The 11,588-nt window shown below is 27.7% G+C and carries 14 protein-coding genes; 1 reads left to right on the top strand and 13 read right to left on the bottom strand.

All coding sequences use genetic code 11. The annotated features are described in order from the left end of the window. Positions 1–87: 87 nt before the first annotated feature. The 11 genes from HLB29_RS09085 to HLB29_RS09035 all read right to left on the bottom strand — a co-directional run bounded on the left by HLB29_RS09085 (position 88) and on the right by HLB29_RS09035 (position 9,126). The gene (locus HLB29_RS09085) at positions 88–1,020 is read right to left on the bottom strand and encodes a bifunctional riboflavin kinase/FAD synthetase (protein ID WP_185624847.1); all 933 of its coding nucleotides are present in this window, start codon (positions 1,018–1,020) and stop codon (positions 88–90) included. Positions 1,021–1,030: 10 nt separating this feature from the next. Continuing rightward, entirely contained in the window at positions 1,031–1,945 is a 915-nt protein-coding gene (truB, locus tag HLB29_RS09080) for a tRNA pseudouridine(55) synthase TruB (protein WP_185624846.1), read from the bottom strand. Positions 1,946–1,967: 22 nt separating this feature from the next. After that, positions 1,968–2,954: a DHH family phosphoesterase gene (locus HLB29_RS09075; protein WP_185624845.1), complete on the bottom strand. Its 987-nt coding sequence runs from the start codon at positions 2,952–2,954 to the stop codon at positions 1,968–1,970. A gap of 113 nt (positions 2,955–3,067) precedes the next feature. Continuing rightward, the gene (locus HLB29_RS09070; protein ID WP_185624844.1) at positions 3,068–3,637 is read right to left on the bottom strand and encodes an LOG family protein; all 570 of its coding nucleotides are present in this window, start codon (positions 3,635–3,637) and stop codon (positions 3,068–3,070) included. Positions 3,638–3,751: 114 nt separating this feature from the next. Beyond that, complete coding sequence (locus tag HLB29_RS09065; RefSeq protein WP_185624843.1) at positions 3,752–5,218, bottom strand: hypothetical protein; 1,467 nt, start codon at positions 5,216–5,218, stop codon at positions 3,752–3,754. Between the two features lies 1 nt (position 5,219). After that, positions 5,220–6,098 (bottom strand): hypothetical protein, encoded by an 879-nt coding sequence (locus HLB29_RS09060; RefSeq protein WP_185624842.1) that lies wholly within the window; start codon positions 6,096–6,098, stop codon positions 5,220–5,222. Positions 6,099–6,108: 10 nt separating this feature from the next. Then, positions 6,109–6,933 carry a hypothetical protein gene (locus HLB29_RS09055; RefSeq protein ID WP_185624841.1) on the bottom strand — a complete coding sequence of 275 codons (825 nt, stop codon included), beginning with the start codon at positions 6,931–6,933 and terminating at the stop codon, positions 6,109–6,111. Beyond that, positions 6,926–7,645, bottom strand: coding sequence for an ABC transporter ATP-binding protein (locus HLB29_RS09050; protein ID WP_185624840.1), 720 nt, complete (start codon positions 7,643–7,645; stop codon positions 6,926–6,928). The genes HLB29_RS09055 and HLB29_RS09050 overlap by 8 nt, the downstream gene beginning before the upstream one ends. Next, the gene (locus HLB29_RS09045; RefSeq protein WP_207719559.1) at positions 7,611–8,036 is read right to left on the bottom strand and encodes a GntR family transcriptional regulator; all 426 of its coding nucleotides are present in this window, start codon (positions 8,034–8,036) and stop codon (positions 7,611–7,613) included. Before HLB29_RS09045 ends, HLB29_RS09050 begins: the two co-directional genes overlap by 35 nt. 163 nt (positions 8,037–8,199) lie before the next feature. Next, positions 8,200–8,505: a GIY-YIG nuclease family protein gene (locus tag HLB29_RS09040; protein ID WP_185624838.1), complete on the bottom strand. Its 306-nt coding sequence runs from the start codon at positions 8,503–8,505 to the stop codon at positions 8,200–8,202. A gap of 12 nt (positions 8,506–8,517) precedes the next feature. Further along, complete coding sequence (locus HLB29_RS09035) at positions 8,518–9,126, bottom strand: NUDIX hydrolase (RefSeq protein ID WP_185624837.1); 609 nt, start codon at positions 9,124–9,126, stop codon at positions 8,518–8,520. Positions 9,127–9,275: 149 nt separating this feature from the next. Here HLB29_RS09035 and HLB29_RS09030 point away from each other — a divergent pair, with 149 nt between their 5' ends. Then, positions 9,276–9,536 (top strand): hypothetical protein, encoded by a 261-nt coding sequence (locus tag HLB29_RS09030; RefSeq protein WP_185624836.1) that lies wholly within the window; start codon positions 9,276–9,278, stop codon positions 9,534–9,536. 80 nt (positions 9,537–9,616) lie between these two features. Here the strand turns inward: HLB29_RS09030 and HLB29_RS09025 are convergent, their stop codons facing one another. Together HLB29_RS09025 and add are read right to left on the bottom strand one after the other, a co-directional pair. Continuing rightward, on the bottom strand, positions 9,617–10,471 hold the full coding sequence (locus HLB29_RS09025; protein WP_185624835.1) for an Mrp/NBP35 family ATP-binding protein: 855 nt from the start codon (positions 10,469–10,471) through the stop codon (positions 9,617–9,619). Beyond that, positions 10,464–11,528, bottom strand: coding sequence for an adenosine deaminase (add, locus tag HLB29_RS09020; RefSeq protein WP_330604466.1), 1,065 nt, complete (start codon positions 11,526–11,528; stop codon positions 10,464–10,466). Before add ends, HLB29_RS09025 begins: the two co-directional genes overlap by 8 nt. Positions 11,529–11,588: the final 60 nt, after the last annotated feature.

Genomic DNA, 11,588 nt, shown 5'->3' with positions numbered 1-11,588 from the left:
TCTTGTTGGGGTGCACGGCATATCCAAATAGCAAAAAAGCACTGGAAAACCAGTGCTAATGTTTAAAAATTTTTGGGACATTTTCATTTACGGTTGACAGTGTCTTACATAGTTTTTTCTAACATATTCAACATCTTCTGTCAATTGCTCTTTTAAACCTTCTACACTATCAAATTTTATTTCATCTCTCATTCGCTCTACAAATTCAATTCTAAGCCTTTGATCGTAAATATCTTCGTCAAAATCCAAAATATATGTTTCTATACTAAGACCTTTTCCATTTACAGTTGGATTAGTACCTATACTTGTAGCACCACAAAATACCCTATTATCAATCTTTGCAATAGTGGCGTAAATTCCCTTTTGAGGTATGACCATATTCTTATCAACATCTAAATTTGCAGTCGGAAAACCAATTGTTCTTCCAATCTGTCTTGCTCTTATTACTATCCCTTCCACTGCAAAATATCTTCCCAGAAGTTTCTCAGCTCCGGACACATCCCCTTCCGCTATCATTGCTCTTATATCAGTAGAACTCACTCTTTTCCCATCAACTAATACTGGAGTTACTATCTCCAGTTCAAAGCCTTTTTCAGTACTTAGTTTTTTAAGAACTTCGACATTTCCCTCTCTTTTTCTGGCAAAGGTGAAATCATGACCTACTATAAGTTTTTTCACGTGAAGTTTATCAATAAGTATATTCTGTACATAATCCTCCGCTGATATTTCAGTCATTTCCACCCCAAATGGTATATTCACTAAAACATCAACACCCAAGTCTTCTAATAAAGTTTTTTTCTCATCATACGTAATAATATTTTTAACATATCCAGGTTTAAAATAATTTACCGGATGATTAGCAAATGTAAAAACTACACTTTTTAGATTATTCAATTTTGAATACTCTATAGCTTTTTTCATAAGCGTTTGATGCCCCTTATGCACACCATCGAAATTCCCAATAGTAACACAAGTATCACAAGAAATATCTATTTCATCAATATTATTAAAAACTAACATTATACCACCATTATCCTAACCTAAATATTTTTTCACTTTTAACCCATAGTTTATCATTATCCTTATTCAAAATACCTATACCTATAAAATCTCTATCAGGGGTATAAACCCTTACTCTTTTGCTTTTCTCAGAATAATCACCGTCTATAAATCTATTTGATTCAATTACACCACCATTTGAATAATATTTAACCGCATTATTATTTAAAATTAAATACGGAAATTCAGATAAAGTTTCCTCTATTGAAAAACTATGTTCTATCAATCTGTTTTCTTGTTTATATTTTTCTAGTTCTTGCAAGGTTATGGTATTATCATATTCAAATATACCACTTTTAATTCTCTTTAAATATGTCATGTGAGCTCCTATTTCTAAATCCGCCCCAACATCATGACAAATACTCCTTATATATGTACCCTTACTACATTCAACCTTAAACAAAACTTTGGGCAAGTCAATAGATAATATTTCTATATTTTTTATCTCAATTCTTCTAGGATTAACAATTATTTCATCAGCCCTACCACTTCTTGCTATATCACACATCTTCTCTCCATTGATTTTCAAAGCCGAGTATATAGGAGGATATTGGTCTATTTCACCAATTTGAGATAGCAAAGCTTTTTTTACGTCCTCTTCGGTTATGCCTTTTATTTCTTTTTCAAATATCACTTTTCCGGAAGAGTCATATGTATCAGTTTCAATTCCCAGTATCATTTCACATTCATACTCTTTATCTTTGTTCAATATCAAATCACTGACTTTTGTAGCTCTGCCAACACAAATTGGCAAAACACCGATAGCATCAGGATCAAGAGTTCCTGTATGTCCGACTTTCTTTATACCTAAAATTTTCCTGACTTTATAGACAACATCATGTGAAGTCATACCCTCAGGCTTATTTATATTAAATATTCTATCCATTCATTAATACCTTTCCAGATTCCTATATATGTTTTTTAGATTCTGCTATAAGCATTTCTCTCGCTTCATCCACAGAAACATCCGTTATTGTGCATCCAGAAGCTCTTATGTGACCTCCTCCACCAAATGCTTTTGCAATCTTTGTGCAATCAACATAGTTTTTGGACCTTAAACTGACTTTAATTTCCCCAACAGATTTCTCTTTAATAAAAATTCCCAACTCTACTCCTTCTATATCCCTCGAATAAGGAGTTATCGCATCTATGTCATCATATGCTACTTGATTTTTCAAAAGCATTTCATTTGTAACTATTATAATGGATATTTTTTCATCAATAACTTCCATTTTTGATAGTGATTCACCAAGTATTTTATAAAATTTTAATGTATTGCTTTGAAAAATATTCTGAATAACTTTATTTTTATCAGCATTTCTAGTCATTAAATCCGCTGCCATTATAAAAGATGAAACCTCTGTGTTTGAATATTGAAAATTACCGGTATCTGTTATAAGTCCGGTATAAAGTGATGTTGCAATTTTTTCAGATATTATCATCTTCTCAAATCTTTCTTCATATCTTTTAATTAAATTATATACTAATTCACATGTTGAAGATGCTTTTGTATCTATGTATTTGTAATTACTATATTCTCCGTTAGTCATATGATGATCGATGCATATTATTTCAGTTGCTTTTTCTAATATATCGTTATCTATACAAATTCTTGAATAGTCTCCGGAATCTAAAGCTATAATTGTTTGACCTCTATCTAATATATCATTTGATTTATTTTTAATTTTTTCATCGAGTAAAAATTTAAGATTTGTCGGATAATCATCGTCTAATACATATTTCACGTCTTTTCCAAGACCTGCGATAAACTCATATATTGCTATTGAAGATCCTATATTATCGCCATCCGGATTTATGTGTGAAGTAACTATAAATCTGTCATTTCTTAAAATATAATCTATTATTTTATCTATTTCATCTAAAAACCTAATCATAATTCCTCCATATATTTCCAAAATATAGATGGTATCAATAAAACCAACACCATTTATTATACTAATAAATCACAAAATCTTCAAATATACTTTACATAAATATTAAAAAGTGCTTATTTTCTATCATATTTTCTAATTTCAGGAATCTTATAGTTCTTTATAAAATTATCAATCTCATTTAAATCATTGGAAAACAAAATTCTATCCCTGCCATCTTGTGATAAAAATCCTTCTTTAACCATAAGATCATACTGATGTTTTAAATTATCATAGTAATTATTTTCATTAAATAATATACAAGGATTATTATTTTTTCCTAACCTTGACCATGATATAACTTCAGAAATTTCTTCTAATGTTCCCGGTCCACCGGGCAATGCAATATATACATCTCCTAATTCCACCATTTTCTTTTTTCTACTAGACATATCTTCAACCTTAATAAGTTGTGTCAATCCTTCATGAGCAAGCTCTATTTCCATTAAAAATTTGGGAATTACACCAATAGCTTTGCCTCCATTTTTCATTACAACGCTAGCAAGAACATCCATTAATCCTGATTTAGACCCCCCATATATTAAAGTATTATTATTAGATGCAATCCATTTCCCCAATTTTATTGTGGCTTTTTCATAAATATTATTATTACCTATATTTGCACCACAATACACAGTTATATTCACATATACCACCACCTGATTTATATTATATCAAAAAAGACAATTATTCTCTATTAAACTTGTACTATTTAATGTTTTTTATTAGTACATGTTTCAAGAAAATAATTGCCTAATTCTTTACTTATTATTCAGTTTTTCCAAAATGACAAATTTATTTAAATGCGGATTCAATTCAAATCTTCCAATATATAATATATTTTCTTTATTTAAATCATATATAATCAAATCATTTCGCACAATGCTATTCATGTATTGATTTTCTCTATATTCACCTATTGTGAAATCGTCTTTTTTTAGAATAACAAGTTTATTACTATGTCTGGAAACATCAAAATCAGTATACGTTCTCATAAAATATTTTATGGATTCTTCATCAAATTCTGTTTCATTATAGTCATCTTTATTATCATCCACCAATGTTCCATCTTTTTTTATGTTATACATTTCATTACCTGTTCGTATATCTATGTACTTCTTATCCATATATATCTCGCCATTTTTCTCTTTTATATACATATAAAAAAGTTTCTTCATATTTTCGTCTTTTGCTACTACAAAAACTGCATCTTTTTGTTCATCATAAGACATATATAATGGGTGTAGTAATGTGTCAATATTATTGAATATAATATCTAAATTATCCTTGTCCTCTACTTCTTTAGATACTATATTCCCATCTTTTATATTTATAATCTTTGCAATCTTTTTATTATTTATTTTTGTAAAAATAATGTATTTATCTTTATATAAAAATGGTAATACAGTCTTGAACTCCTGATAATACTCCTCCGGATCAGCAATTTTAAAATCAATATTAATTTTTTCAGAAAACTCAAAACTGGATTTCTCCATATATTTTTTGCTATTTAAATTATATTCAATTAAATGAACCTTCACCTTTAAATCAGGAACTTTAAAATCTATCTTTTTATTATCTTTTTCTTTTCGATATTTTATCTGTATGTTATTTTTTACTGTGTCTATTTCATTTGTGTTTTCAACTTTTAATAAAATATATAATTTATCATCTACTCTGTCAAATGATAATAAACTGGTATTATTTTTATTGTAATCTCTTATTTCTTTATATAAATCAGAGTCTCTATCTATCCTTATAAAATAGTTATTATTTTCTTCTAATATTTTTTCTTCCTTAATACTTATATAAACATCTTTTGGATCCGCACCATCAATATGTTCACTTTCATCTCCTTGTCCATTAATATATATATTTTCTCCGCTATCCGTTTCCTTACCAGTATAAATTTCCCCATTTATTTCAAAAACCGGTTTATTATTCCTAAATATCGTTTTAGGAGTATCCATTTTTTTGCCACTTCTAAATAACTTTACAACAGGAGGATTTTTTTTGAATTGATTTTCTATAGGATAGTCATCATCATGAGTATATTTTGAAAAATTTAAATATCCTATATTTATATTATCAATTTCCTTAGCTTCCCCATATATTGTCTTCAATTTTATTTCTTGCTTATATTTTGCTGTAAAATTATAAATACTTATCGAAAAAATAAATAGGATGCCTATAAATATAGCAATACCTCTTTTAAGAGATTTTTTCATTTTATAGCCCTCCTTTCAATCTTTTTTTAGTAATTTTAACATCAGCTACAAACATGCCACCCGATATAAAAGTCAGAATAATGAGAACTATTAGCTTTATATTCAATTTTGATGTATAAACTGCATATTCAGGCACAAACACTAAAACGATTATAAGAAGAGTCATCAAGAAAATACATATTGGCAATACTATAAAAAAAGATATTCTTTTGTAATTGCTTCCCCTTTTATAATCCGTAAAAAGTACACTCGTCAAAAACTGTGTTCCAACTATACAAGTCAATACAAAAGCAAACATAAATAAAACATTATTTAAAAATTCACCAGGTACAAAAGGATTATCAAAGCTTTTTCCACACACATCGGCAATATATATATCCGAAAATGCCATTCCCATAATCTTGTCTAGTAGCATCATTCCTATTAAAGACATACTTATAAAAAAAACATATAAACTGTAACCACACAGAATTTTTGCTATTTTTGTCTTCCATATACCGATTGGCAACATTGATTCAATATAGTAGCTTTGATTCTTTTTTCTATAATTTTTCATCACAATATCAAATGACATCAATATTGAAATTAAAGTTCCTAACGCAAAATAAAATTCCATTCCCAGCTCTATATACGTTTTTATACTTATTCTATCTTTTGAATAATTTTTTATTAATTCGGATAGTCCGATATTTTCAGATGAATGCTTTGAAAATTCTCCAAAAATTTTTATATTATTTGGTATTGAGAGATAGTTAAATGTATCAACAAGCATAATATAAGAAAGCGAAAATATCATTATTAATACTGCTACTGAAATTATTATAAACTTTTTCCTATTTTTTTCCATTTCATAATAATATAATCTTAAAATATCTATCATAAAGCACCTCCTAAAAATCAATTCTTCTACTAAAGAAATATGATGAATAGGCGAAAGTAACAGCTATTATCGCTAAAGAATTTATCAAGTTTTGAATATTAACACTATCTATCATACAAATTAAAATATGATATATAATTGAGATCGAATAGTTCATTTCAATAAATATCAATAATAAACCGGCTATTATAAAAATGACAATTGTTTTTTTCCCAAATTTATAAAAATTAATCAATATAAACATTGTAAATGAGACTAATCCAATAGTAGTTATTGTCATTCTGTACAACGAACCTAAAACATCAAATTCTACAAATGACAAACTTAAATGTGCTGCATAACTTTTAAAATTTTTTAATACATCCGCCTCATAACTACCGTTAAAAAGTGATATGTTTGCATTATAAAAATAGCAGGCAACTTTGTAGGTAGCAAATATCATCAAAATACAAAATATATACTGAACTGCAGTAAAAATAATTGATTCAGCAAATATAGATAATAAATGATTATTTTTATTTACAGGTAATTGAAGCATAACATACATAGAGCCATCATCATTATATATCCTTTTGTATATTGATAATATTACATAGATGGCAATAATTAATATTAAAGCTATAATATTAATACTCATAAATTTAACTTCTGTACCAAGCATGCTATACCCTTTGATATTGTAGTCAGCTATAGAACTTGATATATTCATTTTAAAACTAAATGAAGAAAATATAAAAAATATAATCGAAGCAGTCAATCCCATAATATTGAGAATAAAAAATAAACCTCTATTCATATAAAAATTATATTTGAATATTTTTAAAAAATTATTCATTTATCGACACCTCTCTTAGTTTCTGGAGAATTGATTTTCCTTCTTTATCTCTCATTTTTTCTGCCTCAAAATTTGATACTACCTTACCTTCGCTTAAAATTACAACCCTATCCACGATTTGTTCTATATCGGATATTTCATGTGTAGTCAAAATTATTGATTGATTTTTGTCCATATATTTTGCCATCATACCCACAAATTCTTCTCTTTTAAAAATATCTATTCCATTAAAGGGTTCATCCAATAAAATATATTTTAAGTCAAGAGAGAACGCTAACACCAATTTTACCTTTGCAATATTTCCCTTTGATAAAGAATCTATGATAACATCTTTTTCTAACTTAAAAAATTCAAGCATATCATCTGCTTTTTTGTCATTAAAATAAGGATAAAAGTCTCTATAAAAATCTAACATTTGATTAATAGTAAACCCGGCAAAATGTATATCACAATCAGGTATAAAAATCAATTTATTATAAATGTTGGAGTTTAACCTCTCCTCATCTATACATATACTTCCAGAATCCACCTTTACAATCCCTGCAATACTTTTAAGTAAAGTAGATTTTCCTGCACCGTTTATTCCCAAAATAGCGGTAATTTCACCTTCTTTTATATTTAAAGATACATTATCTAATGCATAATTCATATATTTCTTCTTCATATGTCCTGATTTTTTATATTTTTTTGTCAGATTCTTTACAATTATCATCTTCCAAACCCTCCATTTCATCAACTATATCATAATATTTATCTATCAACTCCAAGACACTATCTTTAGATATATTAATAGATTTCATTGTTTTCAAAAATATAATTAGCGGTTCTTTAATATAATTATTCTTCAATTCTTCTATTTTGTCTGTATCTTTAGTTATTACGCTATATCTGTTCTTCTCCGTTGTGATTAGTCCTATTTCTTCCATATACGCATAGGATTTTTGAACAGTATTTAAATTTACTCTCATCTCTCCGGCTAACTCTCTTCGGGAAGGAATTAGATCTCCCGGTTTTAACTCACCCAAAAATACCATTGCTTCAAAGAATTTGGTTATCTGGAGATAAATCGGAGAATTATTATTAAATTCAAATGCTTCAAACATAGGCACTCCTTTCCACTCATTATTTATTTTGTCAAATAAAATGTACTATGTCTATAATACTAATGTACTATGCATATAATACACTTTAACTGTATTATATCTATAGTACACATTTTTGTCAATAAAATAAATAATTTTTTTCAAAAAAGTAATGCCGAACATATTAACGTTTGACATTACTTTTATTATTATATATATTATATTTAATATTACACCCTTTCAAATGATTGATTGAGCCTTCAATCAATTCTTCTTTCTTTTTTTTGCTAAGTCTTTTTATAAAACATTCCAATTTCATTGCACTACTTTTATCTTTCAATTTAAATACGATTTCCACTTTGAGAAACCCTTTAGCAGATACGTATTTTGATCCTACTCCATTTTTATGCTCAGATATTCTTCTGTCAATATCCGTAGTATAACCACAATAAAGAGAATTATCAAGACATCTGATTAAATATGTGTACATGTTATATCTCTCCTATATTTTACCCTCAGAAAAATTTTTTAAAATAAGCCACGCTTTAATATCTATATTACTATTAGATTCCAATATTTCTTTAGCTCTCTCTCTACCTACATAAAAAGGATATATTATCTCACTATCTTCCTGATTTTTAATAGAAATTTCTCCTCTTACTTTTCCAAATACGATTGCCACTGACTCATCCGTCATACCAACTGATAAAAATGCTTTTTTACAACTCTTCTCATCTTCTATTTCATATAATTCCAGACCCGTTTCTTCCCTCATTTCTCTTATAGCTGTTTCTTTATAATCCTCATCATTATCTATCAAACCTGCCGGAAAAGAATAAATATAGTCATTTATAGACATTCTAAATTCATTTATTATAACTACACTATCTCTAGATTCATCATATCCTACAATTATTACCGCATCATTTTTTATATTGTAATTTTCAAATATTATTTTCTTATACTCCTCTTCGCTTTTTCTAGTTGCAACTATCCATTTTTTATTATTACCGTTTTTTGTTTTGTAGTGGATTTCGAACATATTTAAAAATTTGGATGTATATACACTTCTTAAATCTGTAATTGTATTTTTTTTATCTATGGCTATCATCTTTTTCTCCTTTTGATATTTACTTTACTTTTACTACATTATATAATAAATATAAGTAAAAAGAAACTTTTATCAATATATAGTAGTTTTTTACTTATGATTGAGGAATAATTTTTATCGTTTGTAAAATTTTTGAAGGAGTGAGTTCTATGATCAAGATTACATCTGCCAATAAGAATAAAAATAAAAAAAGACCGGCTGTAACTTTTCATGATTTTGTTAAAAATCATAAGAATGACTTTGTTGAAGTAAATTCATATCTATGTAGTTCAAAACTATATGGAACAATCTCGGAATATGATAACTTATCACTAACTTTATCAGTTACATATTTAGATGAGGAAAACTCAAAACACGGTGAGTCCTTATATATACCTTTAAATTCAATTAAGTCTATAAAAAAATTGTAGAAAATAAAACCTCCAGCTATCTATAACTTCGAGATAATTGGAGGTCATTTATTCTAAATTCTATTTCAAATATTAATATCCTATTTAAAAAACATCTTTATTCTATTTTTTTTACAGAATGCTTCAACCTTATCTGCAATGCCCTTTATAATTTCTTTAAGTCCATCACTTATTTCACCTAATCCGTCACTCTGAATCTTTATTATTTCTTGAGACATAGGTAGTTCACCTAATAGATCAAGATTATATTGTTTTAAAAATTCATCTGTTTTTTCATCAGAGAAAATTTTAATTTTTTCTGAGCATCCGGGACATACAACATAACTCATATTTTCTACAACACCTACAACCGGAACTTTCAATTGATTTGCCATATTTATAGCTTTGCCAACTATCATAGAAACCAGGTTTTGTGGTATTGATACCATTACAATGCCGGTAAGTGGTATAGACTGCATCACAGTCAATGCAACATCACCAGTTCCAGGAGGCATATCTATTAGTAAATAATCTAATTCTCCCCATAAAACTTCTGAATAAAATTGCTGTACAACACCACCTATCATAGGTCCTCTCCAAATTACAGGTGAATCTTCATCTTCTATCAAAAGATTTAAAGAAACTACTTTAATTCCATTATCTGTCATAACAGGTATTATAAATTCACCATCTGAATAAGCCTTTATATGATCAATCATCATTAATCTAGGTATACTTGGACCGGTAATATCCGCATCTAATATACCCACATTATATCCTTGCTCTGAAAGTTGTCTAGCCAAAAGAGTTGTTACAGTAGATTTTCCTACTCCACCCTTACCACTCATTACTCCTATTATATTTTTAATTTTATTATTAGGATTTTTTGTTACACCAGTATTTTCTGGATTTGTATTTCCTTGATTACTTGATGGACAAGTATCGCAATTACTCATAAAAAATACCTCCTTTTAAGTTTTTATAAAACAATTCCATTTTATTTAATAATTTATTTTTGGTTGATTCTAGGGCAAATGACGCTCCAACTGTATTATAATACATTTTCTTATAATCGTCTAGTGATAGACCAATAATTGAACCAGCTAAAAAAATCTCTTTACTCAATGTTGTATCTGAAACAGTTCTGTTGTCAGTATTAAAAGACATGTGTATATCATCTTTATAATAATCTATAAATGGATGTGTTTTTAAATTTTTAACTGCCTTTGTTTGTATGTTACTGCTTGGGCACACCTCTAAAAATACTTCTTTATTTTTTATTGCATTATATGCTTTACTACTCTCAAAAGTCCTTACACCGTGACCTATTCTTTGAGCCCCGAGTAATTTGATTGACTCATATACATTATTTCCTGAAGCAGCTTCTCCAGCATGTATAGTGATATAATACCCATAATTTTTAGCTAATCTTATTGAATTTTTAAATTTTTTCGAAAAACCTTCTAATTCCGGTCCTGCAAGATCTATACCCACTACACCTTTGCCCAGATAATCTTTTCCAGCTTCTATTGTTTCAATTGCATACTTTTCATCGTAGTTTTTCATACAACATAGTATGATATTTCCGTATATACCATATTTTTTTTCAGCATTTTTCATTCCTTCTATAACAGCTCTTATAATTTCTTTCATAGTCATACCATTGTCCATATGCAATACAGGAGCAAATCTCAATTCCATATATACTATTCCTTCTTTATAAGAATCTTCAAAAACTTCATAAGTAAATCTCTTTAAGCTATCACTTGTCTGCATAACTTTTAAAGGAAGTTCAAAACTCTCTAAATATCTATCTAGTGATTCACACTCTTTAGGAGCAATTAATTTTTCTTTTATTTCATTTTCTGTCAATTTCAAATCAATATTTTGTTTTTTTGCTTCTTCAATTACACTATTATATCTCAATGAACCATCCAAATGGCAATGTAATTCTATTTTAGGCATTTTTTTTATAATCTCATAATCTAACATTTTATTATACTTTTCTCTCACATCATCACTTCCTTAATTTCATCAAATTTATGTTATAAAAAAGAGCTCCTTTAAAAAGGA

It is taken from the genome of Peptostreptococcus canis (assembly GCF_014229965.1).
GTDB lineage: Bacteria > Bacillota > Clostridia > Peptostreptococcales > Peptostreptococcaceae > Peptostreptococcus > Peptostreptococcus canis.
This window is presented reverse-complemented; position numbering and strand designations above follow the sequence as displayed.